25 protein-coding genes are annotated in these 25,644 nt (G+C 75.3%); 14 read left to right on the forward strand and 11 right to left on the reverse strand.

Features of this window, described 5'->3' with window-relative positions; translation table 11 throughout:
* Positions 1–3 precede the first annotated feature (3 nt).
* Complete coding sequence (locus ACLFMI_RS12100; RefSeq protein WP_410947895.1) at positions 4–531, reverse strand: DUF5709 domain-containing protein; 528 nt, start codon at positions 529–531, stop codon at positions 4–6.
* Between the two features lie 192 nt (positions 532–723).
* On the opposite strand from ACLFMI_RS12100, the gene ACLFMI_RS12105 reads away from it, so the two are divergent.
* A complete protein-coding gene (locus ACLFMI_RS12105) occupies positions 724–1,311 on the forward strand; it encodes a TetR/AcrR family transcriptional regulator (protein WP_410947896.1) in 588 nt (195 codons plus the stop codon).
* On the opposite strand, the gene ACLFMI_RS12110 is transcribed toward ACLFMI_RS12105, so the two are convergent.
* The gene (locus tag ACLFMI_RS12110; RefSeq protein WP_410947897.1) at positions 1,301–2,284 is read right to left on the reverse strand and encodes an SDR family NAD(P)-dependent oxidoreductase; all 984 of its coding nucleotides are present in this window, start codon (positions 2,282–2,284) and stop codon (positions 1,301–1,303) included. The genes ACLFMI_RS12105 and ACLFMI_RS12110 overlap by 11 nt on opposite strands.
* A 59-nt stretch (positions 2,285–2,343) precedes the next feature.
* Positions 2,344–3,138, reverse strand: a complete 795-nt coding sequence (cobF, locus tag ACLFMI_RS12115; protein ID WP_410947898.1) for a precorrin-6A synthase (deacetylating) — start codon at positions 3,136–3,138, stop codon at positions 2,344–2,346.
* A 211-nt stretch (positions 3,139–3,349) separates the two neighbouring features.
* Here cobF and ACLFMI_RS12120 point away from each other — a divergent pair, with 211 nt between their 5' ends.
* Complete coding sequence (locus tag ACLFMI_RS12120; RefSeq protein ID WP_410947899.1) at positions 3,350–4,516, forward strand: glycosyltransferase family 4 protein; 1,167 nt, start codon at positions 3,350–3,352, stop codon at positions 4,514–4,516.
* A 22-nt stretch (positions 4,517–4,538) separates the two neighbouring features.
* Here ACLFMI_RS12120 and ACLFMI_RS12125 read toward each other — a convergent pair whose 3' ends face one another.
* Positions 4,539–5,723, reverse strand: coding sequence for a glycosyltransferase family 2 protein (locus ACLFMI_RS12125; RefSeq protein ID WP_410947900.1), 1,185 nt, complete (start codon positions 5,721–5,723; stop codon positions 4,539–4,541).
* A 628-nt stretch (positions 5,724–6,351) separates the two neighbouring features.
* On the opposite strand from ACLFMI_RS12125, the gene ACLFMI_RS12130 reads away from it, so the two are divergent.
* A complete protein-coding gene (locus ACLFMI_RS12130; protein ID WP_410947901.1) occupies positions 6,352–7,485 on the forward strand; it encodes an NlpC/P60 family protein in 1,134 nt (377 codons plus the stop codon).
* A gap of 78 nt (positions 7,486–7,563) precedes the next feature.
* On the opposite strand, the gene galT is transcribed toward ACLFMI_RS12130, so the two are convergent.
* Entirely contained in the window at positions 7,564–8,718 is a 1,155-nt protein-coding gene (gene galT, locus ACLFMI_RS12135) for a galactose-1-phosphate uridylyltransferase (protein ID WP_410947902.1), read from the reverse strand.
* Positions 8,719–8,741: 23 nt separating this feature from the next.
* A complete protein-coding gene (locus tag ACLFMI_RS12140; RefSeq protein ID WP_410947903.1) occupies positions 8,742–9,533 on the reverse strand; it encodes a DeoR/GlpR family DNA-binding transcription regulator in 792 nt (263 codons plus the stop codon).
* 331 nt (positions 9,534–9,864) lie between these two features.
* Between ACLFMI_RS12140 and ACLFMI_RS12145 the strand changes: the two genes are divergently transcribed.
* The 5 genes from ACLFMI_RS12145 to ACLFMI_RS12165 all read left to right on the forward strand — a co-directional run bounded on the left by ACLFMI_RS12145 (position 9,865) and on the right by ACLFMI_RS12165 (position 14,454).
* Complete coding sequence (locus ACLFMI_RS12145; protein WP_410947904.1) at positions 9,865–11,550, forward strand: sodium:solute symporter family protein; 1,686 nt, start codon at positions 9,865–9,867, stop codon at positions 11,548–11,550.
* 20 nt (positions 11,551–11,570) lie between these two features.
* The gene (locus ACLFMI_RS12150) at positions 11,571–11,882 is read left to right on the forward strand and encodes a hypothetical protein (RefSeq protein WP_410947905.1); all 312 of its coding nucleotides are present in this window, start codon (positions 11,571–11,573) and stop codon (positions 11,880–11,882) included.
* A 28-nt stretch (positions 11,883–11,910) separates the two neighbouring features.
* Complete coding sequence (locus ACLFMI_RS12155; RefSeq protein WP_410947906.1) at positions 11,911–12,537, forward strand: IMPACT family protein; 627 nt, start codon at positions 11,911–11,913, stop codon at positions 12,535–12,537.
* 6 nt (positions 12,538–12,543) lie between these two features.
* A complete protein-coding gene (locus ACLFMI_RS12160; RefSeq protein WP_410947907.1) occupies positions 12,544–13,044 on the forward strand; it encodes a GNAT family N-acetyltransferase in 501 nt (166 codons plus the stop codon).
* 147 nt (positions 13,045–13,191) lie between these two features.
* Positions 13,192–14,454, forward strand: coding sequence for an Nramp family divalent metal transporter (locus ACLFMI_RS12165; protein WP_410947908.1), 1,263 nt, complete (start codon positions 13,192–13,194; stop codon positions 14,452–14,454).
* Positions 14,455–14,506: 52 nt separating this feature from the next.
* Here ACLFMI_RS12165 and ACLFMI_RS12170 read toward each other — a convergent pair whose 3' ends face one another.
* The 3 genes from ACLFMI_RS12170 to ACLFMI_RS12180 all read right to left on the reverse strand — a co-directional run bounded on the left by ACLFMI_RS12170 (position 14,507) and on the right by ACLFMI_RS12180 (position 16,895).
* Complete coding sequence (locus tag ACLFMI_RS12170) at positions 14,507–15,283, reverse strand: crotonase/enoyl-CoA hydratase family protein (protein WP_410947909.1); 777 nt, start codon at positions 15,281–15,283, stop codon at positions 14,507–14,509.
* 26 nt (positions 15,284–15,309) lie between these two features.
* The gene (locus tag ACLFMI_RS12175) at positions 15,310–16,212 is read right to left on the reverse strand and encodes an alpha/beta fold hydrolase (RefSeq protein ID WP_410947910.1); all 903 of its coding nucleotides are present in this window, start codon (positions 16,210–16,212) and stop codon (positions 15,310–15,312) included.
* 101 nt (positions 16,213–16,313) lie between these two features.
* Positions 16,314–16,895, reverse strand: coding sequence for a hypothetical protein (locus ACLFMI_RS12180; protein ID WP_410947911.1), 582 nt, complete (start codon positions 16,893–16,895; stop codon positions 16,314–16,316).
* A gap of 492 nt (positions 16,896–17,387) precedes the next feature.
* On the opposite strand from ACLFMI_RS12180, the gene ACLFMI_RS12185 reads away from it, so the two are divergent.
* Entirely contained in the window at positions 17,388–17,846 is a 459-nt protein-coding gene (locus ACLFMI_RS12185; RefSeq protein WP_410947912.1) for a CBS domain-containing protein, read from the forward strand.
* A gap of 31 nt (positions 17,847–17,877) precedes the next feature.
* Positions 17,878–19,164 (forward strand): ArsB/NhaD family transporter, encoded by a 1,287-nt coding sequence (locus ACLFMI_RS12190; RefSeq protein WP_410947913.1) that lies wholly within the window; start codon positions 17,878–17,880, stop codon positions 19,162–19,164.
* A gap of 12 nt (positions 19,165–19,176) precedes the next feature.
* On the opposite strand, the gene ACLFMI_RS12195 is transcribed toward ACLFMI_RS12190, so the two are convergent.
* A complete protein-coding gene (locus ACLFMI_RS12195; protein ID WP_410947914.1) occupies positions 19,177–19,509 on the reverse strand; it encodes a PASTA domain-containing protein in 333 nt (110 codons plus the stop codon).
* Positions 19,510–19,598: 89 nt separating this feature from the next.
* Between ACLFMI_RS12195 and ACLFMI_RS12200 the strand changes: the two genes are divergently transcribed.
* From ACLFMI_RS12200 to ACLFMI_RS12215, 4 genes are read left to right on the forward strand one after another with little or no spacing between them, the layout of a single operon-like run.
* On the forward strand, positions 19,599–21,428 hold the full coding sequence (locus ACLFMI_RS12200) for an SDR family oxidoreductase (protein ID WP_410947915.1): 1,830 nt from the start codon (positions 19,599–19,601) through the stop codon (positions 21,426–21,428).
* A gap of 55 nt (positions 21,429–21,483) precedes the next feature.
* Positions 21,484–22,395 carry a metal-dependent hydrolase gene (locus tag ACLFMI_RS12205; protein WP_410947916.1) on the forward strand — a complete coding sequence of 304 codons (912 nt, stop codon included), beginning with the start codon at positions 21,484–21,486 and terminating at the stop codon, positions 22,393–22,395.
* Complete coding sequence (locus tag ACLFMI_RS12210) at positions 22,392–23,414, forward strand: PDR/VanB family oxidoreductase (protein ID WP_410947917.1); 1,023 nt, start codon at positions 22,392–22,394, stop codon at positions 23,412–23,414. Before ACLFMI_RS12205 ends, ACLFMI_RS12210 begins: the two co-directional genes overlap by 4 nt.
* A gap of 28 nt (positions 23,415–23,442) precedes the next feature.
* Entirely contained in the window at positions 23,443–24,099 is a 657-nt protein-coding gene (locus ACLFMI_RS12215; protein ID WP_410947918.1) for a TetR/AcrR family transcriptional regulator, read from the forward strand.
* Here the strand turns inward: ACLFMI_RS12215 and ACLFMI_RS12220 are convergent.
* Positions 24,080–25,417: a phosphodiester glycosidase family protein gene (locus ACLFMI_RS12220; protein ID WP_410947919.1), complete on the reverse strand. Its 1,338-nt coding sequence runs from the start codon at positions 25,415–25,417 to the stop codon at positions 24,080–24,082. The two genes, ACLFMI_RS12215 and ACLFMI_RS12220, sit on opposite strands and share 20 nt — an antisense overlap.
* Between the last annotated feature and the right edge of the window lie 227 nt (positions 25,418–25,644).

Raw genomic sequence — 25,644 nt, forward strand, 5'->3', positions numbered from 1 at the left:
GTTTCAGCGTTCGGGCTCGTTCTGCAAGCTGGTCTCGGCGTCCCACTCCGCATCGGCCTGCGCCTGCGCGGCGTGGTCGTCGTCGGCGAGCTGCCGGGTGACCTCCGGATCACCGACCGGGGTCTCGTCCGGCACCGGTTCGTAACCGGGGTCGACGTCGTGCACCGCGGCCTCCTCGGCACTGGCCGCGCCGCCGTCGACGCCCACCTCGGACGCAGCCCCGTCGACACCCGGCGCGCCGTCCGGGCCGTCCGCGACCTCGACCAGCCGGCCCGCCCGGCCGGGGTCGGTCGTCGCCTCCTCGTCCGGGCGCTCCTGGTCCAGCCGGTCCTCGATGTCCTCACCCGCGCGCTCACCGGCCGGGGTGACGGCGTTGTCGTCGACACCGTAGGGCCGGTCCGGCGGCACGTATCCGGAATCCAGCGGGTCGGTGCCGGAGGGACCGGTCAGCGCCTCGTCGGTGTCCAGCTGCAACGCCGACGCCATGTCCGGTGCCTCCGGCTGGAAGTCGGTCTCATCGCCTGCGGTCATGGGAAGCGTGTCCTCCTGCTCTCCGGGTCTCCCCGCTCTCCGGGTCCCCGCACTCTCCGGGGTACCCACGAGATACCCCGCGCGGCGGCCCGGCACACGCCACCCGTCGGGCGCTACCGTCCGCCCGACGGATCCCCGACCGGGTCCGCGCCACCCCTACCACGTGCACCCGACCCCGACCGGAGGCTCCCCGTGCCCGCCGACGCCGGCCCGCTGCCCGACTCCCCGCCGTCCGGCGACACCAGCCGCCGGGCCCTGCTCACCGCGGCGGCCGAGCTCTTCGCCGAGCAGGGCTACGACCGGACGACGGTGCGGGCGATCGCGGACCGGGCCGGGGTGAACCAGGCGCTGCTGTTCCGCTACTTCGGCAACAAGGAGGCGGTGTTCGCCCGGGTCGCCGCGGAGCGCGCGCTGGCGGTGCTGCACGGCGGCCCGCAGGACGAGCTGCTCCCCCGCACGTTGAGGTCGATCCTGAGCCCGGGCCCCGGACCGGAGCACGACCTGTTCGAGTCGGTGCTGCGCTCGGCCGGGAGCTCCGAGGCCACCCGCGCCGCGCGGGACGAGCTCGCGACGGCGTTCATCTCGGCGTTCACCACGCACGTCGTCGGCGACGGCGGGGACCCGCAGGGCGCGGCGCTGCGTGCCGAGCTGCTGCTCGGCTGGCTGCTGGGCATCCACCTGCTGCGCAACGTGCTGCACACCGACGCCGTCGCCGGGGCCGGGCCGGAGGCCGTCACCGGCCACGTGACCCGGGCCGCGGCGGCGCTGCTCAGCCGGTGAGCCGGTCCAGCTCGGCGCGGAACCGCTCGCGCTGCGCGGCGGTCTCCCGCGTCCGCGACAGGTAGTGCTGCGGGCGCACCGTGCGGTCGTGCCAGAACCGGCCGGTGCCGAGCATCCCGGCCGGTGCCGCGGCCAGCCAGACCGCGGTGTCGGCCCCCTGCTCCGGGGTGCGCAGCACCGGCCCGACGACCCTGTCGAACGCCGGCAGCGACCCGGTGACCCCGGGCGTCGCGGCCCAGCCCGGGTGCAGCGCGTGCACGCCGATCTCCCGGTCGGCCAGCTCGTCCGCGAGCAGCCCGGTCAGCACCACCTGCATCCGTTTGGTGCGGGCGTAGGCGGCGGTCCCGCCGTAGGTCCCGTCGCGGAACTGCAGGTCGTCGGCCCGCAGCGGCTGGGCGTACATGCCCCCGGACGACACGAAGATCACCCGGGACCCGCTTCCCGAACGCTCCGCCCCGGCGGCGAGGGTGTCGGTGAGCAGCCGGGTCAGCAGCAGCGGACCGAGGACGTGCACCGCGAGGGTGAGCTCGTTGCCCTCCGAAGTCTCGAGGCGCTCGGACGGCAGCAGGCCCGCGTTGTGCACCAGCACGTCGAGACCCTCGACCTCGGTCGCGAACCGGGTCGCGAACGCCCGCACCTGCGCCAGCTCGCCGAGGTCGCAGATCTGGATCGGCAGCCGCTCCCGCTCCAGGCCCGGGAGGGCGGCCAGGATCCGGTCCTGCGCGGCCCGGCCCTTCTCCTCACCGCGCACCAGCAGGTGCACCGTCGCGCCGAGCCGGGCCAGCCCGGTCGCGGTCGCCTCGCCGAGCCCGCCACCGGCCCCGGTGACCAGCGCGGTCCGTCCGCTCAGGGCGCCGGCACGGGGATCGGCCCGCCATCCGGCCCAGGTCCGCCGGCGGGCCAGGTACCCGAGCTTCGAGTAGCCGCCGACCAGGCTGCGGTCGAGCACGGTGTCCAGCACGCGGTCCAGCACCGGCCGATCGGACCACAGCTCACCGGCGTCCGCGCGGCGACGGCCCCGGGACCGGGCCGCTAACGCTCCTCGGCGCCCCGGCGCAGCAGGTAGGTGTCCATGATCCAGCCCTTGCGCCCGCGCGCCTCGGCCCGCACCCGGAGGATGTCGTCGGCCACCTCGTCGAGCGGGCCGGCGACCAGCAGCTCGTCCGGGGTGCCCAGGTAGGCACCCCAGTAGACGTGCAGCTCGGCACGCTGCTCGGGCGGCAGCGCGGTGAAGGCCGTCCGCCCGTCGAGCATCACGACGACGTCGTCGACGCCGTCCGGCATCCCCTCCGCGATCCGGCGCCCGGTCGTGATCAGCACCGGCCGCCCGACCCGGTTCAGGATCAGCCGGTGCGCGGCCGCGAGCGCGGCGACGCTGGAGATCCCGGCGACCGACTCCAGCCGCCACTCGCCGGGCGCACCGTCCAGCACCCGCTCGAGCAGCCGCAGCGTGCCGTCGTAGAGCGACGGGTCGCCCCAGACCAGGAACGCGCCGGTCCCGCCGTCGGCGAGCTCGCCGGCCAGCATGTCCCGGTAGAGCTGGGCGCGGCGGTCCTGCCAGTCGACGACGACGTCCCGGTAGGCGGCGTCGTCCCCGGCCACCTCGGGCCCGCGGTCCCGGTCCACCTCGGGCGCGGTGACCAGCCGGTACCCGCCGTCCGAGCGGTGCCGGTCCAGGATCTCGGTGCGCAGCGCCAGCAGGTCGTCCTTCGCGTCGCCCTTGTCGATCACGAAGACGACGTCCGCCCGCTGCAGCGCGCCGACCGCCTGGAGCGTGAGGTGCTCCGGGTCGCCCGCGCCGATCCCGATCACCAGCACCGTCCGCACGCCACTGACCGTAATGGACGCGGCCCGCCCCGGGCCGGATCCCCCGACCGGCCGCCGCCCACCGGCCCGGACGGGCCACCGTCGCACCCGTCCGGCGCAGACCCCCGCGGCGTGCGGCGCCACGACCCGTCACCGGCCCCCGTCACTCGGTAGTGTCGGGCCCGACGCCGACCGACATCTCCACGCCCGCCATCCGGGAGGCCGAAGCACCGTGAAGATCGGACACCTCGTCGAGTCCCTCGACCCCCACGGGGTCACCGCCGCGCTCGTCGACCTGGCCGCGGCCGGGCCCCCCGCCGGGATCGAGCTGGTCGTCGTGGCCCTGGCCCCATCCGGCGACCCCGCCGTCGCCGCCGGGCTGGACCGCGCCGCCGCGACGTCGGTGGAGCTCAACGTCGCGCCGTGGGACCCGCGCGCGGTACGCAAGGTGGTCGAGGCGTTCCGCGCGCAGGGCGTGGACCTGGTGCACACCCACGGAGCCCGGGCGGACGTCGTCGGGGCTGCCGCCGCGGCCCGGCTCCGGACACCGGCGGTCTCGACCCTGCACCACATCCACGACCAGCCCGCGGACCGCGCCGATCGGCTCCGCCGGACCGCCAAGACGCTGGCCCGCAAGCGCTTCATGACCCGCACGATCGCCACGTCGGCGTTGCAGCGGGACTGGTACCACCGGGTCGCGGGCTCGACAACCGGCCTGTCGGTGATCCCGGACGGGGCCGCGGACCCCGGCGTCGGGACCCCGGAGGAGGCCGGCCGGCTGCGCCGCGGCCTGGGCGTCGACGAGCACGAGGTCGTCGCGGTGTCGGTCGCCCCGATGCGCCGCGGGCAGGGCCAGGACATGCTGCTGGACGCGATCGCCGAGATCCCCGAGGACGAGCCGCTGACCGTGGTGCTGGGCGGCGACGGGCCGCTGCGGCCGTGGCTGGAGTCCCGGGTGTCCGCCGACGACGCGCTGTCCGGCCGGGTGGCGTTCCGGCGCCGGTCCGACCCCGTGGCGCTGCTGCGGGCCGCGGACCTGCAACTGCACACCACCCGGCACGACACGATGCCGCGGGTGCTGGTGCTCGGCCAGGGCACCGGCACCCCGGCCGTCGCGACCCGGGTGGGTGGGATTCCGGAGATCGTCACCCGGGACACCGGCGCGCTGACGCCGGTGACGTCGTCGCGGATCGCCGACGACCTGCTGCGGATGGTCCGCGACCCCGAGCTGCGGGCCCGGCGCGGGGCCGCGGCCCGGACGCGCTTCCTGGACCGGTTCGAGGCCGCCGGCTGGGCCGGCCGGCTCGCCGACGTCTACCGGAGCGCGCTCGGCCACTCCGACGCGCCCGCGGCCGCCGAGCTCGACACCCCGGAACCGCTGCACGCCGGCCGGGTCTGACGGCGCCGGGGACCCGCCGTGATCAGCGGGTGAGCGGCGGGCAGGTCCCGCCCTCGGCGCGCACCTGACGCCGGGTGCGCAGGTAGAGCACCGGCCCGGTCACCAGCCCGCGCACCTTGCGCGCGCCCGCGCCGGTCGGCAGTGCCGCGGTCTCGCTACCGGCGGCCGGCCCCGGCTCCCCGGCACCGGCCGACTCGCGGCGCACGATCTCGCGGAGCCGGGCGATTCCGGCCGGGAACCGGCGCAGCGCCAGCCGCCGGCCCCGCGGGTCCTGCGTCACCTTGCCCAGGAAGGCCCCGAGCCCGAGCGCGTACCCGCCGAGCTGGTTCCGCAGCTCGCCGTCGGAGGGGCGGTGGTGGTGCCACACCAGCGCCGCGGGCAGGTAACCGAGCGTCCCGCCGGCCAGCACGATCCGCACCAGCAACTCGATGTCCTCGCCGCCCCGGGTCGGCCGGCCCGGCCCGAGCGCCTCGTCGAACCCGCCCAGCGCGCGCACCGGCGCCGCGCGCACGGCCATGTTCGCCCCGATCCCGAACAGGCCGGGCGAGAACGGGAACACCGGCGACTCGGACGGCGGGTCGTCCAGCCGGAACCGGCGCGGCAGGAACCCCTTGTTCCAGGCCAGCGCGACGTCCGCGGCCTGTTGCTGCGGGGTCTCCAGGCGCGCCGCCAGCACCGGCCCGCTCAGCCCGGTCAGCTGCGGGTCGTCGGCGAACGCACCGGCGATCCGGGACGCCCAGCCCGGGTCGGGTTCGGTGTCGTCGTCGGTGAAGGCGACGATCTCGGTCTGCGCCTCGGCAAGTCCCCGGTTGCGGCCCACCGACGCCCCGCGCCGGGGCTCCCGGACGTAGCGGGCCCGCGGGTCGCCGACCCCGGCCAGCACCTCGCGGGTGCGGTCGTCCGGCGGATCGTTGTCCACCACCAGCACGGTCACGGCGGGGTGGTCGCCGGCCAGCACCGCGGCCAGGCAGCGCCGCACGCTCTCCGGACGCCCGCGGGTCGCGATCACCACGGTCAGCGGCCGGTCCGAGGTGGGTGGCCGCGCGGGCGGCTCCGCCCCGGCGACCGCGGCCGTCGCCGCGGCCAGCTCGGCCGCGGTCGCCCGGCCCGACCGCAACGAGAGGTCGACCTGCCCGACCGGCGTCCCGCCGTCGGTCACCAGCAGGCGGGCCGCCACGAACCGGGCGGGCACCTCGAGGCCGCTCACCCGGCTGTCGGCCGCCCGGCTGCCGGCACCGCCGGAGGGCCCGGGGACAGACCGGTGGGCGATCTCGCCGACCCAGATCGGGCCGGATGGTCGCTCCGGCACGGACTCGCCCTCCCGGATCCTCGTGCGGTTCCGGCCCGGTCGGGCCCGGTCCGGCGACGCTGTCGTCCTCCGCGCGCCGGAGCGCACGTACCCGTCGATGGTCGCAGAACGGATGCGGGCGGTGTCGGGAGGCCGGGCGTCGAGCCACACCCCGTCCGGCTGCTGCGCCGTTCGGCGGTCACACCGCCGGGATCGTCCTCGCGTCACCCACCCGGCCCGACCGTTCGTCGCGCAGGGCACCGGTCACCGCGTCCGAACGGGGCACCACGTACACCGTCCGGCCCCGTTGTTCGCACGCGAATCGCGCAGGAACGCCCGCTCGTCGCAGCGGCCGGGGTGATCCGAGCAAGCCCATCACGGACCGGTTACGGTCCTTCACGCTGGCCGGGACACACCGGCTGGTGCGCCTGGTCGGCCGTCCGAGCCCGCCCGCCGACACTCCCCCTGGCGCCCACCCAGCAGGTGGCGGGACGGGAACGTGCGGCTCCCCGGCCGTGACGGCCCCGGGGCGGCGAGGACTTCACTCATGACCACTGCACTGACCCATCCGGCCGAGACCCCCGACTCCGGCCAGGCGGCCCCCCGACGTCGGCGCGACCGCGACGCCACGGCCGGCATCTCGGCCGCGGAGCTGCTCGCCCGCTACTCCGAGGCCGGCTTCGACACCCCGGCCCCGGGTGGCCGCCGCGCCGCCCGCACCGGCGGCGCACACGCCCCGGACCGGGAGCGGCTCGCCCCGGCGCCCACCGGTCCGCCCGGCGACGACCAGACCATGATCACCCGGGACGTCCCGGCCGGCACCGCGGGCGCCACCGGCGCGATCGGCCTGATCCAGAACAGCGGCTCGGCGACCGGCTCGTTCGGCCGCAACCCGCGCGCGGTCGCCGCCACCATGTCGGCCACCCTCGTCGGCGCGACCGCCGTCATGGGTGTCGTGACCGCCCTCGGCGAGCCGGGCCCCCAGGAGGGTGAGCAGGGCGTCGACCTCGCAGGCGCGGCCACCGAGAACACGATGCGGCTCTCCGTCCCGGCCGCCGGTTCCGAGGCCGGCGGTGGCCCGGGCACCAGCAACGCCGCGACCTCACTCAACCAGGGCTTGGAGAGCGTCTCCGCCGCCGTGCCGCAGGCCTTCGAGCAGGCCGACGCCGCGCGGATCGCCGCCGTCGCCCAGGAGAAGGCCGAGAAGGCCGCCGAGGAGCGCGCGAGCACCGCAGAGGACGCGGGCGAGGGCGCCGGGGACGGCGCCGGGGACGGCGCGGGCGAGGGTGCCGGGGACGGCGTGGGCGAGGGCGCCGGTGCCTCGACCGGCTCGTCCGTCGGGGCCCAGGCGCTGACCGAGGCCAAGAAGCACCTGGGCAAGCCCTACGAGTGGGGAGCCACCGGCCCGAGCTCCTTCGACTGCTCCGGCCTGATGCAGTACGTGTTCGAGCAGGCTGGCAAGGAGCTGCCGCGCAACTCCAAGGCCCAGTCCCAGGTGGACGGCCAGGACGTCTCGCAGGACGAGCTGAAGGCCGGCGACATCGTCTTCTTCTACTCCCCGGTCAGCCACGTCGGCATCTACGACGGCAACGGCAAGATCCTGCACGCGTCCACCAGCGGCGAGCCGGTCAAGTACTCCGACGTCGACGCGATGCCGTTCCACAACGCGCTGCGGCTCTGAGCCCACTCCGGAGAACAGCCGACTCCCTGAGAACGTAGAGGCCGGTCACCCCTGGGGAGGGGCGACCGGCCTCGGCGCTCACCGGCCCGGTTCCGGGGAGGTCCCGCCCGGCATCCCGCCACGCCCGACACCACCGTCCGCGGCCCCGGGTCCGAGGTCGCGCAGCCGGGCGGCGGCCGCCTCGGGGAGCACGTCGGAGATGAAGGCCCCGGCGCCGGCCTCCGACCCGGCCAGATACTTGATCTTCCCGGGCGCCCGCCGGATCGAGTGCACGCGCAGGTGCAGCCGGGCGTCGAAACGGCCGTCGGCCTCGCGCACCGGGGCCTGCTGCCAGGCGGCGACGTAGGGCAGCTCGTCGTCGTAGAGGGCGTCGAGGCGGCGCAGCACGTCCAGGTAGATCAGGCCGAACTCGGCGCGCTGGGCCTCGTCGAGCGCCGGCAGGTCCGGGGTCGGGCGGTGCGGGTAGAGGTGCACCTCCACCGGCCAGCGCGCGGCGGTGGGCACGAACGCCGTCCAGTGCTCCCCCGCGGCGACGACCCGCTCGCCGGCCCGCTCGGCGGTCAGCAGGCTGTCGAACAGGTTCTCCCCGGTCGCCTCCCGGTGCGCGGCCACCTGCGCCAGCATCCGCTGCGGGAACGGCGGCACGTAGGGGTAGGCGTAGATCTGGCCGTGCGGGTGGGCCAGCGTGACCCCGATGTCGGCGCCCCGGTTCTCGAACGGGAACACGTAGCGCACGCCCGGCCGCGCGCCCAGCTCGGCGGTGCGCTCGGCCCACACCTCCAGCACCAGCCGCACCCGCTCCGGGCTCAGCCGCGCGAACGGTGTCGTGTGGTCGGAGGTGAAGCAGACGACCTCGCAGCGCCCGGCCGCGGCGACCGGGTCGTCGCCGGTCACCGCCGGCGGCGGGGCGCCGGGTGCGGAGCCGAACGAGGGGAACCGGTTCTCGAACGCGACGACGTCGTAGTCCGGTGCGGGCACCTCGGTGTGCCGGCCGTCCCGGCTCGGGCACAGTGGACACTGGTCGGCCGGCGGCTTGTAGGTCCGGTTCTGCCGGTGCGCCGCGATCGTCACCCACTCGCCGAGCAGGGCGTCGTAGCGCAGCTCGGAGGCCGGCTCCACCGGCGGCATGTCCCGCTGGTCGACCAGCGCCGCCGGATCGCGCGGGGCGCGGCCCGGCTCGTCGAACCAGAGGATCTCGCGCCCGTCGGCGAGCCGGGTCGTCAGCTTCTGCACCGTGTCGTCTCCACCTTGGTCGTCTACCTCCCGCTCCGGGCGATGATCACGCGGTCCACCTCGCCCTCCAGCACCGCGCGGTCGGTGCCGGCCAGGCCGTCGTCGGTGACCAGCACGTCGGCCTCACCGAGCTCGGCGATCGTCGAGATGCCGACGGTCCCCCACTTGGTGTGGTCGGCGACGACGACGAGCTGCTGCCCGGCGTCGACCAGTGCGCGGTTGGTGTCCCGCTCGGTCAGGTTCGGGGTGGAGAACCCGGCCGCGGCGCTCATCCCGTGCACGCCCAGGAAGACGATCTCCAGGTTCAGCGAGCGCAGGGCGGCGACGGCGACCGGCCCGACCAGGGCCTCGGACGGCGTCCGGACCCCGCCGGTGAGGATCACCGTACTGCCCCGGCCCTCGGCGCCCCCGGCGTGCAGCGCCTCGGCCACGGCCAGCGAGTTCGTCACCACGGTCAGCCGCGGCACCCGGGCCAGCAGGTGCGCGAGTCGCCACGTGGTCGTCCCGGCGGAGAGCCCGACGGCCGCGCCCGGCTCGACCAGCGCCGCCGCCTCGGCGGCGATCGCCTCCTTCTCGTCGAGCTCGCGCACGGCCTTCGCGGAGAACGCCGGCTCCTCGGTCGGGTGCTCGCCGACCGCGGTCGCCCCGCCGTGCACCTTGTCGACCAGCCGCCGCCGGGCCAGCACGTCGAGGTCCCGGCGGACGGTCATCTCGGAGACGTCCAGGTGCTCGGCCAGCTCGGACACCCGGACCGCGCCGCGGGTGCGGACCTGCTCGACGATCACCTCACGGCGCTGCTCGGCCAGCAGACTCATGCCCGCACCGCCCCGGCCGACCCGCTGCACGCGATCACCCGCACAGAATGCAACAAATCCGAACGGACAGCAATAACGCCTGCCCACCGCCCCGGGCAGGACGCGCACGGCGCGAGTGACAGATCACCGTCCGGTCTCGGAATCGCGCGAACGTGTTCACTTCTGTCCGACTTCGGGCTACCTTGTTCGTTGGCTCGCACAACTGTGGCACAGGCCACATCGAACCGCGAGCACTCCGCACAGACCGACTCAACGCCGAGGAGCGACCCGAGATGGATCACGGCGAGACGGCCCCCGGCCGGGCCACGGGAGGACGACAGGGGGGCACGGCATGACGACCGCCGAGATCCTCCGGCTCGACCCGAACCTGGTCGACTACCTGCTGGTCGCGTTCTACTTCGTGCTGGTGCTGGGCATCGGTTTCGCGGCCCGTCGCTCGGTGTCGTCCAGCCTGGACTTCCTGCTGTCCGGCCGGTCGTTGCCGGCCTGGATCACCGGCCTGGCGTTCATCTCGGCCAACCTGGGCGCGATCGAGCTGATCGGCATGGTGGCCAACGGTGCCCAGTACGGCATCCCGACGGTGCACTACTACTGGCTCGGCGCGATCCCGGCGATGGTGTTCCTCGGCATCGTGATGATGCCGTTCTACTACGGCTCCAAGGCCCGCAGCGTCCCGGAGTTCCTGCTCAAGCGGTTCAACAAGACCACCCAGCGGGTGCAGGCGGTGATCTTCGCGGTCGCCTCGATCCTGATCGCCGGCGTCAACCTGTTCTCGCTCGGCCTGGTCCTGGAGGCGCTGCTCGGCTGGCCGCTGTATGTGGCGATCCCGGTCGCCGCCGTCGTGGTGCTCGGCTACATCAGCCTCGGCGGGCTCTCGGCCGCGATCTACACCGAGGTCCTGCAGTTCTTCGTGATCCTCGCGCTGCTCATCCCGCTGACCGTGGCCGGCCTGAACCGGATCGGCGGCTGGGACGGCCTGACGCAGGCGGTCACCGAGGGCCCCAGCGGCGGTGCCGACCTGAACGCCTGGCCGGGCACCCCGCTGACCGAGATCGCGAACCCGTTCCTGTCGGTGCTGGGCATCGTGTTCGGCCTCGGGTTCGTGCTCTCCTTCGGCTACTGGACCACCAACTTCGCCGAGGTCCAGCGCGCGCTCTCGGCCAAGAGCATGTCCGCCGCGCGCCGCACCCCGATCATCGGTGCGTTCCCGAAGGCGCTGGTCGTGCTGGTCATCGTGACCCCCGGCATGATCGCCGGGATCCTGGTGCCGCAGATCAGCCAGATCAAGGCGACCGGCGTCGACGACGTCGACGGGATCACCTACAACAACGCGCTGTCGCTGCTGATGAAGGAGGTGCTGCCGAACGGCATCCTGGGTGTCGCGATCGCCGGCCTGCTGGCCGCGTTCATGGCGGGCATGGCGGCCAACATCAGCTCGTTCAACACCGTGTTCACCTACGACATCTGGCAGGACTGGGTCCGTCCGGACCGCGAGGACCGCTACTACCTGCAGGTCGGCCGGATGGTGACGATCGTCGGCTGCGTGCTGGCGATCGGCACCGCGTTCATCGCCTCCGGTTCGGAGAACCTGATGGACTACATCCAGTCGCTGTTCAGCTTCTTCAACGCACCGCTGTTCGCGATCTTCATCCTGGGTCTGTTCTGGAAGCGGATGACCGGACCGTCGGCCTGGATCGGCCTGCTCTCCGGTACCGCCGCGGCGATCGTCGTGGACATGCTGGTCCGCTTCGGGGTGCTCTCGATGTCCAGCCAGGCGGGCAGCTTCCTGGGCGCGATCGCGGCGTTCGTGTTCGGCGTCGGGGTGGCCGGCGCGGTGTCGCTGGTGAGCACACCGAAGCCGGAGGCGCAGCTGACCGGCCTCGTCTGGAGCCTCACACCGAAGGAGCAGCGCATGCACTCCACCGAGGGCGACGACGCGGGCTGGTATCGCTCGCCCGCCGTGCTCGGGATCGCGGTGCTGGTGCTGACCGTCGTCCTGTACATCGTGGTCGGCTGAGACCGGAGAAGGAGAGAACGATGTCCGACATCGACGACACGACCGGCGGCCCCGCCGGCGCCCCGGCATCGACCACCGCGAGCAACCTGTTCGACCTGCGATCGGTGATCGCGCTGCTGTTCGGGGTCTACGGGATCGTCCTGCTGATCATGGGCCTGGTGTCCGGGAACGACCCGGCCAACCTGGCGAAGACCGGCGGGACCAACCTCAACCTGGACACCGGGATCGGCATGCTCGTCGTGGGCGTGCTGTTCGTGGTCTGGGTGTGGCTGCGCCCGCTGAAGCTGGCGGCCCCCGAGCCCTCCGACCCCGACGAACGGGAGGACCGGTAACGGGACCGGGACCCCGGGACGGGGCCGCGTGCAGGTGATCGGCCGGGACGGCACCCACGAGATCGAGATCGCCCGCTCCCGCTTCGCCTGCACGGTGGCCCGGGTCGCCGACGCCGACGCGGCGGGCGCGGTGATCGCCCGGGTGCGCCGGGCCGGCCCGGACGCCACCCACCACTGCACCGCGTCGCGGATCGGTGACCCGGGCACCGGGAACGTCACCGCGCGCAGCAACGACGACGGCGAGCCCTCCGGCACCGCGGGCGTCCCGATGCTGGAGGTGCTCACCCGCCGGGAGCTGACCGACGTCGTCGCCGTCGTCTCCCGCTGGTTCGGCGGCACCAAGCTCGGCGCCGGCGGCCTGGTGCGGGCCTACTCCGGGGTGCTGGCCGAGGCCCTGGACGCCGTCGGCACGCTGCGCCGGGTCCGGCATCGCGAGCTGCTGCTGGCGGTCCCGCACGACCGGGCCGGCCGTCTCGAACACGACCTGCGGGCCTCGCCGTACCGGCTGCGCGACGTCGCGCACGGGGCCGACGTGACGCTCACCGTCGCCGTCGAGGAGGGCGCCGTCGACGGCTTCGACGCCTGGCTTGCCGAGCGCACCGCGGGCGCGGTCGAGGCCCTCGACGCCGGGGCACGCGACCTCTACCTACCCTGACCGTTCATGGAGATCAGGGACGCCCACGACGACGACTGGCCGGCGATCTGGGCGGTACTGCGCCCGATCTTCGCCGAGGGCCGCACGTATACCGTGCCGGTCGACGTCGACGAGTCCTGGGCGCACGGCATGTGGATGCTGGAGCCGCCGGGCCGGGTGGTCGTCGCGGTCGATGACGGGCCGGACGGGGGCCGCACCGTCGTGGGGACCGCGAAGACCGGCCCGAACCAGCCCGGGCCGGGCTCGCACGTGGCGACCGCGAGCTTCGCCGTGGACGCGGCACGCGCCGGCCGCGGCACCGGCCGGGCGCTCGGCGAGCACGTCCTGGACCTGGCCCGGACGGCCGGTTACTCGGCGATGCAGTTCAACGCCGTCGTGGCGACCAACACCCCTGCCGTCGCGCTGTGGCACGCGCTCGGGTTCGACACCATCGGTGTGGTCCCGGACGCGTTCGCCCTGCCCGACGGCAGCACCACCGGCCTGCACGTCATGCACCGCCACCTGTGACCCGGTCCGCCGCCCGGCGGGGTTGACCCGGTCGCAGGGCGCCGCGCAGAGTTAGCCTCGCCTACACGTCGAGTTCGTGCAGGCTCGGGCGCGGAAGGGCCGGGAGATCGCTCATGACGGCGGTGCAGGTATGACGGCGGTGCAGGAATGACGGCGGTGCAGCAGGGCCCAGCATCGGTCGAGGAACTGCGGCGCCGCGGCTGGCGTGGCCGGCTGGTCGTGCTCGGTCCGGCCTTCGTGGCCGCCGTCGCCTACGTCGACCCGGGCAACTTCGCCACCAACTTCTCGGCCGGTGCCGGCCACGGCTACCTGCTGGTGTGGGTGATCGTGGTGGCCAACCTGATGGCCATGCTGATCCAGGCGCTCTCGGCCAAGCTCGGGGTGGCCACCGGATCGAACCTGCCGGAGCTGTGCCGGGAGCGGATGCCGCGCTGGGGCGCCCGGTTGATGTGGGGCCAGGCCGAGCTGGTCGCGGTCGCCACCGACCTGGCCGAGGTGATCGGCGGCGCGGTGGCGCTGAACCTGCTGTTCGGGATCCCGCTGCTGCACGGCGGCCTGATCACCGGGGTGATCGCGTTCGGGCTGCTGGCGCTGCAGTCGCGCGGGCACCGGCCGTTCGAGCGGGCGATCGTGTTCCTGCTCGCGATCATCCTGGTCGGACTGGTCTCGACACTGTTCCGGCTCGACGTCGACGCCGGCGCGCTGGCCGGCGGGCTGGCGCCGGCCTTCTCCGGGATCGACAGCCTGGTCCTGGCCACCGGGATCCTCGGCGCGACCGTGATGCCGCACGTGATCTACCTGCACTCCGCGCTCACCCAGCGCCGGCTGGTCGCCCGTTCGCCGGAGGACACCCGCTACCTGCTCCGCACCGGCCGCACCGACATCGTCCTCGGCATGGGCCTGGCCGGGCTGGTCAACCTCTCCATGCTGGTGATCGCGGCCGCGCTGTTCTTCGGTTCCGGGGTGCCGGGCACCGACACCCTGGAAGGGATCTTCGACGGGCTCGGGACCCGGCTCGACACCGTCGCAGCGTACGGGTTCGCGATCGCGCTGCTGGCGTCCGGTTTCGCCTCGTCCGGGGTCGGGACCTACGCCGGGCAGGTGATCATGGCCGGGTTCCTGCACCGGCGGATCCCGCTGCTGGTCCGCCGGCTGCTCACGCTCGCCCCGGCGCTGGTCGTGCTCGGGTTCGGGGTGGACCCGACGCAGGCGCTGGTGCTGTCCCAGGTGGTGCTCTCGTTCGGCATCCCGTTCGCGCTGGCGCCGCTGGTCTGGCTGACCGCACGCCGCGACGTGATGGGCGACCTGGCCAACAGCCGGGCCACCACCGCCGCCGCGATCGGCGTCACGGCGGTGGTGGTGGCGCTCAACGGCGTGCTGCTCTGGCAGACCTTCACCACAGGTATCTGAGCGGCAGGCATCTGAGCGGAGCTTGCGGAGCTCACATCGACGCTGAGGCCGCTCAGCGCCCGCGCCAGACCGGGTCCCGCTTCTCGGCGAACGCCCGGGCACCCTCCTTGGCGTCGTCCGAGGTCATCACCGGCCCGACGACCTCGTCGTGCCGGTCCCAGCGGTCGCTGCCCCAGTCCGCGCCCTCCACGACGACCCGCTTGGTGGCGGCGACCGCGAGCGGCCCGTTGGGCGCGATCCGCGCGGCCAGCGCCAGCGCCGCGTCCACCGCGCCGCCGTCGTCCACGATCCGGTTGACCAGGCCGGCGGCCTCGGCGCGGGCGGCGTCGACCGGGTCGCCGGTCAGCAGCATCTCCAGCGCCAGCGCGCGCGGCACCCGGCGCGGCAGCTCCAGCGCGCCGCCGGCCGCGGCGACCAGCGAGCGCTTCGCCTCGGGCACCCCGAACCGGGCGCCGCGGCCGGCGACGACCAGGTCGCAGGCGAGCACCAGCTCGAACCCGCCGGCCAGCGCCCAGCCCTCGACGGCCGCCACCATGGGCTTGCGCGGCGGGGTCCGGGTGATCCCGCAGAGCCCGCGGTTCTCCAGCGACGGACGCTCGCCGCGCAGGAACGCCTTGAGGTCCATCCCGGCGGAGAACACCCCGCCGGCGCCGGTCAGCACGCCGACCCGCAAGTCGTCGTCGGCGTCGAGCTCGTCGACGGCGTGCGCGATCCGCCGGGCGACGTTCTCGTTCAGCGCGTTCTTCGCGGCCGGCCGGTTGATCGTGATCAGCGCGACGCCGTCGCGCCGCTCGACCAGCACCTCGTCGTGGGTCGCCTCGTCAGTCATACCCGCACCCTACGACCGGAACGTCCTCACTCGACGCCGAGCGGTTCCCGTGGGCGTACCGGCAGCGAGTACTCCCAGTCGGCGAGCAGCGTGCGCAGCGCCGTCACCAGCGCGAGCGGCTGGTCGATCATCACGTGGTGACCCGCGCCGGGGATCTCGACGACCGGCGCGGCGCGGCCCATCCGGTCCACCACCATCTCCCCCATGTCCGCCGGGACGAGCCCGTGCTCGGCGCGCAGCAGCGCCACCCGGCAGCCGGGCCGGGTCAGTTCGCCGGGGGTCAGCCCGATCCCACCGAAGATCCGCCGATCGAACTTCCAGCTCCAGCCGCCGTCGACCGGGCGCAGGCTGTGTTCGGCGATGTGCGCGCGCACGTAGGGCAGGTCCCCGTCCTGCTCGGGCACCGTGCGGAACCGGGCCAGCGCGGTCGGCCGGTCCGGGTAGACCCGGGTCGGGCCGAACGCCCGCTGCTGCCGGGCCGCGATCTCCTCCGGCGAGCGGTCCCGGACCGGGGAGTCGACGACGACGGCGCCGGCCAGCTCGTCGCCGTGCTGCAGGGCAGCGGTGAGCGTGACGAACCCGCCCATGCTGTGCCCGACCACGGTGGGCCGCGGCCCGACGCCGGCGTGCCGGGCGACCGCCAGCACCTCACCGGCCCAGCGGTGCAGGTCGTAGCCGGGCGCGCGGCCGGAGTCGCCGTGCCCGGACAGGTCGAGCGCCACCACCCGGCGGCCGGCCTCGACCAGCAGCGGGGCCACGTGGTCCCACCACCGGCTGTGCGCGGCACCGCCGTGCACCAGGAGCACGCCCGGCCCGCCCGGCTCGCCCCAGGTCCGATAGGCGATCGGCACGCCGTCGACCTCGGTGCTGCCGGTCCCGGCCGGGGCGGCGAGCGCGTCGGTGAACCAGGCAGGTGGATGCTCGGACACGCAGGTCTCCGTTCGTCCGCGGGGAACCGCCGAACCTACCCGCTACCGGCTCCCGGCCACGGCCCGCGCCCGGGGCGGCCTCCGGCCTGCCCGGCCGACGCTCAGGCCGCGGCGGGCGGACCCACCCGGTGCGGCGCGGGCCGGTCCGCGCCGGCCGCCCACATCGTCGTCACCCGGACGGCGATCCGGTCCCGGGCCGCCCGGACCGCCTCGTCGTCGACGGCGACCCCGGCCAGCACGTAGAGCAGCTCGGCGTCCGGCCCGTGGTCCAGATCCAGCGTCCCGTGCATCCTGGCCAGCTCGCGGACCGGGGTCACCGGGTCCGTCCCGCACCCGGCCGCCGCACGGGCCGACACCGCGGCGATCCGGGGATCGGCGCCGGGCAGCAGCCCCGCTCCGAGCGCCGCAGCCGCGGCGCCGAGCGCGACCAGGTCGTCCGGATCGACCGGGAGCAGGCACAGCCGCGGGCACGGTCCCGCCGGGTAGCCGGGCCGGGCCTGCTCGGCGCGCGCCCGGGCACCGATCCGGCCCCACGCCCGCAGCGCCGGGCGGCAGATCCACAGCGGTCCGAGCTGCGGTTCCTCCAGGGCCTCGAGCAGCAGCGCCGAGATCCGGCCGGCCGGCGTCGTCCATCCCGCGCCGATCCGGGGCAGCACCCGGATCACCGTTCCCGTCCCCGTCATGGCCGCACCCCTCGTCCGCCGTGCAACCGGAACGGTAGGAACGACACCCCGGGACCGGTAGCGGCGCTCCTCCGACTCCACGGGAATTCCCCAATTGTGCGGACCGACGTCGCCGGACATCGCATCCCGGCGGGGCCCGAACGGATCGGCAGGCATCCGGTCGAGGACCGATCCGGTCGCCGGATCCGACCGGAAAGTCGGGATCACACCGGTATCGTCGCTCCATGGCGAGCCGCCCGAATCGGCCGATCGCGCCGGCACCTCCACCCTCTCCCGGGACCGCCTGTCCCGGCCCGGGCCCCGGCCCGCGGTCGCCCGGTGGCCCGACCCCCGACCGGCACCGGCCGCGCCCGCCGCCGCACCGGGGCACGCGGGCAGGCGGCCAGGGGGTGACCGCGACGCCCGGAGGGAGGATGCTTCCGGCGACCGGCACGCCGATGCCCGGCGGCGCCGGGAGCGTGGGGGGCCCGACATGCGCGAGGGAACGCGGCCATGAGAACCCACGACATCGTCGAGGACGTGCCGACGGTCACCGAGGACGAGCCGGTCGCGGCCGCGGTACGGCTGATGGCCCGCACCCGGCTGCCGGGCCTGATCGTCGTCGACGAGCGGTCGGTGCCGACGTCCGTGCTACCGGGCACCCAGGTCCTGCGGATGACGGTGCCCCGTGCCCACCAGGCACAACCGTCGCTGGTGCGGACCATCGACGAGTCGCACGCGGACCTGTTCTGGGAGGAGCTGGGCGACCGCACGGTCGGCGAGTGCCTGCCGCAGCGCCCGGAGCGGATGGGGGTCATCGCCCTCGACGCGACCCTGCTGGAGGCCGCGGCCCTGATGGCCCGGGTGCGCAGCCCGCTGCTCGCGGTCGTCGGCGCGGACGGGCGCCTGGTCGGCGGCGTCGTCCTGGAGCGGTTGCTCGGCGCGCTCGCCCGCGCGTACCCCGAGGGCTGACCCCCGCCGGACGCGGGCCGGGACACCCGCGATGAGCGCGCTGCTCGCGCTGGGCGTCTTCGCGGTCGCGTTCTTCTTCATCGCCACCGAGAAGGCCGACAAGGTCCGCACCGTCCTGATCGCGGCCGCGGTGATGACGGCGCTCGGGCTGGCCCCCGGCGCGGCCGTGTTCTTCTCCGAACAGGACGGCATCGACTGGAACGTCATCTTCCTGCTGCTCGGCATGATGATCATCGTCGGCGTGATCAAGCAGACCGGGCTGTTCGACTTCCTGGCCATCTGGGCCGCCAAGCGTTCCCAGGGCCGGCCCTACCGGCTCATGGTGATGCTGATGATCATCACCGCGGTCGCCTCGCCGGTCCTGGACAACGTCACGATCATCATGCTGATCGTCCCGGTCACCGTCGTGGTGTGCGACCGGCTGCGGGTCCGGGCCCAGCCCTACATCATCGCCGAGGTGCTCGCCTCGAACATCGGCGGCGCGGCCACCCTGATCGGGGACCCACCGAACATCATCATCGCCAGCCGGGCCGGGCTGTCGTTCAACGACTTCCTCGTGCACATGGCGCCGATCGTGACGCTGGTCTTCGTGGTCTTCGTGCTGCTGACCCGGGTGCTGTTCCGCAGGGACTTCGAGTACAACGCGGACCGGGTCGCCGAGGTGATGACGCTCAACGAGCGCCGGGCCATCACCGACCCGCGGCTGCTGGTGCGCTGCCTGTGCGTGCTGGGCCTGGTCGTCGCCGGGTTCGCCCTGCACACCGTGCTGCACCTGGAGCCCTCGATCGTCGCCCTGCTCGGGGCCGGACTGATGCTGCTGGTCACCCGCGCCGACGTGTACGACACGCTGGCCGACGTCGAGTGGCCCACGCTGGTGTTCTTCATCGGCCTGTTCGTGATGGTGGCCGGGCTGGGCAACACCGGGGTGATCGACACGATCGGCACCTGGCTGGTGCAGGTCGTCGGGAACGACTACGTCGCCGCGGCGACCGCGCTGATCTTCGGTTCGGCGGTGCTGGGCGCGTTCTTCGACAACATCCCCTACGCCGCCACGATGGCCCCGATCGTCGAGGAGCTGGTGGCCGGCGTCCCGGACCCGGAGACCGGCCAGGCGCTCTGGTGGGCGTTCGCGCTCGGCGCCGACTTCGGCGGGAACGGCACCGCGGTGGCCGCCAGCGCGAACGTGGTGGCGATCGGGATGGCCGCGCGCACCGGGCACCGGATCTCGTTCTGGCAGTTCACCAGGTACGGCATCGTGGTCACGCTGCTGAGCACCGTCATGGCCTGGGTCTACGTCGTGCTGCGCTACTTCGTGTGACGCCGGAGGGGCCTACTTGGTGCCCCGCCCGGACTGGGGCGCCGGACCGGTCGGGGTCAGGTCGGAGCCGCCGCCCCCGCCGCCGCCGCCGTCGTCCGGCCCCGGGTCGTCGGGACGGCGGGCCCAGATCCCCACCCGGGCGCCGGTCGCCACCGCCTTGCCGGGCGAGGGCTCCTGCCGGTACACGCGGCGCACCGGCGTCAGCCCGCCCGTGGAGCCCCACTCCCCCGCGTCGGGGTCGGCGTCGTCCTGTTCCACGGCGAGCAGCCCGGCGTCCAGGGCCGTGTCGTGCGCGTCCTCGACGCTCAACCCCACCAGCTCGGGCACCTGTGACCTGCCGTCCATGCCCGCAGGCTAGTACCTCGTGGGCGCGCCCGCGCGTGCCGCGGCGGATCGGCCGACCCCTTTGTTGACACGTTTTCTACGATGACACCGTGTCTCACAGTGAGGTGGAGGAACACGAGGTGGTGCAACACTCCGGCGCGGGCCACGCCGGCACCCGGGAGGTGCGGACGCCGGACGGCCTGACGCTGGCGGTGCAGGAACGCGGCGCCGGGCCGACCGTCGTGGCGGTGCACGGCTACCCCGACGACCGGCACGTCTGGGACGGCGTCGCGGACGCCCTCGTCGCCTCCGGGCACCGGGTGGTGACCTACGACGTCCGCGGGCACGGCGGGTCGGCCGCACCCCGGGACCGGGCCGGTTACGACCTGGAGCTGCTGGCCGCGGACTTGCGAGCGGTCTGCGACGCGACCTCCCCGGACGCCCCGGTGCACCTGCTCGCACACGACTGGGGCGGGATCCAGACCTGGCACGCGGTGACCGCCGAGGAACCCGGCACGGCCGCGCTGCACGGCCGGGTCGCGTCCTTCACCTCGATCTCCGGGCCGTGCCTGGACCACGTCGGGCTGTTCCTGCGCCGCCGCGCGCCGCGGGACCTGCCCGCCGTCGTCCGGCAGGCACTGCACTCCTGGTACACGCTGGCGTTCCGGCTGCCGGTGCTGCCCGAGCTGGCGTGCCGCAGCGGGGCCCTCGGGGCCCTGCTGGCCCGGCGGGAGGGGATCCCGCGGCCGGCGGTGCGGGACGCGGTGAACGGCCTGGAGCTGTACCGCCGCAACCTGCCGCGCCGGCTCGGGGACCCGCGGCCGCGGCGTACCGACGTACCGGTGCAGGTGCTGTCGCTGCGCGGCGACGCCTACGTCACGCCGGCGCTCTCGACGAGTGCCGCCGGGCTCGCCCCGGACCTGCGGGTGCGATACCTGCCGGGCGGGCACTGGACAGTCCGGCACCGGCCGGGGGTGATCGCGCGGTGCGTGGCCGAGCTGGTCGGGGCGACCGATCCGGGTGCCGGCGGTGCCACCGGCGCGCCCGCGGAGCGGCGGGCCCGGGACCGTGGCCGCGCGCTGGTCGCCACCGGCGGCCGTCCGGGACCCGACGTCCGCTGGTCGGGCGCCCTGGCCGTGGTCACCGGCGCGGGCAGCGGCATCGGCCGGGCCACCGCGGCCGCGCTCGCCGACCGGGGCACCCGGGTCGTCGTCGCGGACTCCTCGGCCGACGGCGCCGCGGAGACCGTGGCGCGGATCGAGCGCCGGCACGGTCCCGGCCGGGCGAGCGCCGCGGTGCTCGACGTGGCTGACGAGGCCGCGGTGGCCGACCTGGCCGCCCGGGTGGCCGCCGAGCACGGTGTCCCGGACCTGGTCGTGAACAACGCCGGGATCGCCGTCGCGGGCCCGTTCGCCGACACCACCGGCGAGGAGTGGCGGCGGATCGTCGACGTGAACCTCTGGGGCGTGGTGCACGGCTGCCGGCACTTCGGGGCGTTGCTGGCCGCGCACGGCGAGGGCGGGCACATCGTCAACACCGCGTCGGCGGCGGCGTTCCTGCCCTCGCGGGTGCTGCCGGCCTACGCCACCACCAAGGCCGCGGTGCTGATGCTGTCCGAGTGCCTGCGCGCCGAGCTGGCCGACGACGGCGTCGGCGTCACCGCGCTGTGCCCCGGCCTGGTGCACACCCCGATCACCGGCAGCACCCGGTTCGCCGGGCTGGACGACACCGCCCAGGAGGCCCGCCGCACCGCCCTGACCGCCGGTTACGCCCGCCGCGGCTACACCCCGGAGCGGGTGGCCGCACGGCTGGTCCGGGCGGTGGAGCGGGACCTCCCGCTCGCCCCGGTGACCGCCGAAGCGCACGCCGCGCTGCTGGCGTCCCGGCTGTCCCCCGGCCTGCTGCGTGCCCTGGCCCGCCTGAAGCTCGGCCCCCGCTGACCGTCCCGCACCGCGTCTCGCACCCCGCGTCGCCTCGAGGAGAGGAACACCGCCGATGAGTACCGCCGACCACCCCACAGCCCAGGACGCCGACCGGCTGGCCCTGCAGGCCCGCGACGTCCGGTTCGACTTCGCCGAGCTGCCCGCGGACTGGATCCCGACCGAGCCGTTCGCGTCGCACCTGATCGACGTGCTGCACCTGCTGCTGCCCGAGGGCGAGCGCTGGTTCGTCGACGTGTTCTCCCGGGCGCTGCCGCTGGTGCACGACGAGGCGCTGGCCGAGGACGTGCGCGGGTTCATCGGGCAGGAGGCGATGCACGCGTCGTCACACCAGGGGGCGCTGGACCGCCTGATCGAGGCCGGGGTGGACGTCACCCGGTACGTGCAGCAGGTCGAGTGGATCTTCGGTGAGCTGCTGGGCGAGCGGGGGCTGTCCGGCGACCGGGCCGCCGAGTGGCTGGTGGAGCGGGTCGGGCTGGTCGCCGCGATCGAGCACCTGACCGCGCTGCTCGGGCACTGGGTGCTGCACTCCCCCGCGCTGGACGCCGCCGGCGCCGACCCGGTGATGCTGGACCTGCTGCGCTGGCACGGCGCCGAGGAGGTGGAGCACCGGTCCGTCGCGCACGATCTCTACCTGCACCTGGACGGCCGCTACCTGCGCCGGATCCGGTCGCTGGCGATCGCCGGGCCGATCCTGGTCAAGCTGTGGGCGGACGGGGTGGTCGCGCTGTGCGCCCGCGATCCGCGCCTCGCCGGGACGCCGGGGGCCCGGGTGCGGCTGCGGGACTGGCTGCGGGCGTCCCGGCGAGGCCTGACGCCGGGGCCGCTGCTGATCGCGAAGGCGGTGCTGACCTACCTGAACCCGCGGTTCCACCCGGCACGGCACGGCGACACCGACGCCGCGGTCGCCTACCTGGCCCTCTCCCCCGCAGCCCGGGCGGCGGACGGCACCGGGGAGCCGGCGTGAGCATCGCCCCGCCGCCGTTCCCGAACGCCCGCGCCCGCGCCCTGGCGGCGGTCACCGGTCTGGCCCAGCGGGTCTCCGAGCGCAGCGGCCGCCGGCGCAGCCCGGCGCCGCCGGTGGACCGGTCGCTCGCCGTCGAGGTGCGCGCGGTGCACCGGCCCTGCCCGGACGTCGCCGAGGTCGTCCTGGTCCCGGCCGGTGCCGAGCCGCTGCCGCGCTGGCGGCCGGGTGCGCACGTCGACGTCCGGCTGCCGTCCGGGCTGTGGCGGCAGTACTCGCTGTGCGGGGACCCGGCGGACCGGTCGTGCTACCGGATCGCGGTGCGCGCGGTGCCCGGCGGCACCGGGTCTGCGCAGGTGCACGCCGTGACGCCGGGGACCCGGCTGATCCTGCGCGGCCCGCGCAACGCGTTCCCGCTGGCCGCGGCGCCGGAGTACCTGTTCCTGGCCGGCGGCATCGGGATCACCCCGATCGCGCCGATGGTGCGCGCGGTGCACGCCGCGGGCCGGCCGTGGCGGCTGGTGCACACCGGCCACGACCTCGCGTCGATGCCGCTGTCGGGCGAGCTGGCCGCGCTCGCCCCGGACCGGGTGCGCCGCCGTCCCGACGACCGGGACGGGCCGCCGGACGCCGCGGAGCTGCTGGCCGGAACGTCGTCGTCGGCGGCGGTGTACTGCTGCGGGCCACCGCCGATGATCGACGCCGTGCGCCGGGCGCTGCCGGCAGGGCAGCGGCTGCACTCCGAGCGGTTCTCCCCGCCTCCGATCCGGGACGGCCGGCCGTTCACGGTGCGGATCGACGGCGGACCGGAGGTCGCGGTGCCCGCCGACCGGACGGCGCTGGATGCGGTCCGCGCGGTACGCCCGGACGTGCCGTACTCGTGCCGGCAGGGGTTCTGCGGGACGTGCCACGTGCGGCTGCTGTCCGGGACGACGGTGGCCGACACCGCCGGGCCCGGCCGGACCGCGCTCTGCGTGGGCCGGTCCGCGGGCGCGGACCTCGTGGTCGATCTCGGCGGGTGACCGGATGGGCCTCGTACCCTCTGCGGTGATGACGTCGCCCGCCCGCCCCGGCAGCACCGCCCACACCGGCAGCACGGCCCGGCCCGCACGGCGGATGACCCCGCAGGCCCGGCGCGCCCACCTGGTGTCGGCCGCGATGGACCTCTATGGCACCCGCTCGCCGGAGGAGGTGACGGTCGAGGACGTCACCCGGATCGCGGACGTCTCCCGGGCGCTGTTCTACCGGTACTTCCCTAACGTGGAGGCCCTGCACGTCGCGGCGCTGGGCAGCGTCGCCGACGAGCTGGTCGACCGGGTCGCGCTGGTCGGCGACGGCCCGCTGGACGAGCAGCTGGTGGGGGCGCTGGACGCCTTCCTGGACGTCGCGCAGCGGCACGCGCGGGCCTACGTCGGGTTGCTGCGCAGCGGGTCGGTGGTGTCCACCGGGGCGACCGACGCGCTGGTGGACGGGGTCCGCGACCACATCGTGGCGCTGCTGTGCGAGCGCGGCGACCTGCCCGACCCGTCGCCGCTGCAGCTGATGACGCTGCGCGGCTGGGTGGCGCTGGTGGAGGGGTCGACGCTGTCCTGGCTGGAGGCCGGTGGCGAGCGCGGGACCGGACCCGGACCGGACCGGGAGACCTTGCGCGACTGGCTGGTCGACCAGCTGCTGGCGATGCTCGAGGTCACCGATCGCCGGAGCTGAGCCCGCCGGAGCTGAGCACGCCCAGCGCGTTCGGCACCAGCCGGTAGGCGTCCTCCGAGGGGGCGTTCACCACCTGGACCCGGTCCGCGCCGGGCGGGCGGAAGGCCAGCGTGGAGGACCCGCCGCCGTCCAGGTTGACGCCGTCGACGGCACCGGCCCGGCGCAGCAGCTGCGCGGTCTCGGCCAGGGTGGCGCCGGCGCTGGTGGACTCGCGGCCGTCCGCGGTGGCGAGCACCAGCCGTCCGTCCGCGGTCACGCCGGCGGCGCTGCGCGGGTCGCGGGCGGCGTCGTCCAGGCCGGGTACCGGTGCGCCGTCGCGCAGGATCGGGCTGCCGCCGACCGCCGTCCGCGGGGCGACGCCGGAGCCGGCGGCGAGCCGGTACCGGACCCGCAGCGGGTCGCCGGGGGCGAGCTCCCGCAGCGCGGCGGCCCCGCGGTCCCGCCCGACCAGGATCGACTCGCCCGGGCCGACCGGCCCCGCCCCGGGTGGCCGGACCGCCGTGACCCGCCCGTCGACGACGGCGACCTCGATCCGGTCGGCGGCGCACGGCGCATCCCGGTCTGTGTCGCTGCCGCAGAGCGTGGCGTTGCGGTCGGTGCCGCCCCAGTCCGGGGTGATCAGGCCGATCCCGTCCTGCGGGACGGCGTAGGCGTTGAGGGTGTCGACCGGCAGCGTCCCGATCGGCCCGCGGACCGCGGCGTCCAGGGTGAGCCGGTCCAGCCGAGCGGTGCCGCCCGCGTCGACGGCGAGCACGTCCCCGGGCAGCGCTCCCGGGACGGCCGGGGCGAGCCGCCGTCCGGGCGGGACGGCGGAGGTGAGCGCGCGACCGTCGCGCACCGACGGGCCGGCCGGGGCGTTGCTGCGGCCGAGGTCGAAGAAGTCGCCGTTCACCGCGGCCGCAGCCCCGGCCCGGTCGGCGTGCTCGGCGACGGTGGCCCGCTCCCCCACGGCGGCGCCGGTGAGCAGGGTGGCCCGCACGCCGGGCGCGGTGAGGTCGGCGACGACGACGTCGGTGGTCACCGGGCCCGCAGGGGTGTCGATCCGCTCCTCGCGGTGCGTGACGGCCGGCTCCCGGGCCCCGGTGGCCGGAGCGCGCGACGCGACCGCCGGGATCCGCGCGGAGGCGCCGTGCACGGTGGAGCCGGGGGTGGCCGAGCCCGGGGCGCGGTACACGGCCGGACGCACCGGGGCCGACTGCGTCACCGCGGAGTCGGCCGGGTGGACCGTCCCCGGGACCGGGACGGCCGGGGTCAGCCCGGCGAGGATGACGGTCGCGAGGAGCGCGGCGAGCCGCAGCCCCGGTCCCGTACCCGTCACGTCCGCTCCTCCCGCCGATTCCGGACGGGGACGAGACGATCATGTCGGGGGGCCGGACCGCGGGTCCGCAGCGCGGCCGGTGCGGGACCTCACCCGGCCGTGTGTCATCCGGCCGCGGCCACCCGAGACCGCGCTCACCGGCCGGACCGGCGGTGCCCCGGGTGCGCACCTCGGCACAGGGGGCAGTGCGGGACCGGGTCAGTGCGGGACCGGAATCAGTGCGGGAC

This window comes from Pseudonocardia nantongensis (assembly GCF_046546495.1).
Taxonomy (GTDB): domain Bacteria; phylum Actinomycetota; class Actinomycetes; order Mycobacteriales; family Pseudonocardiaceae; genus Pseudonocardia; species Pseudonocardia nantongensis.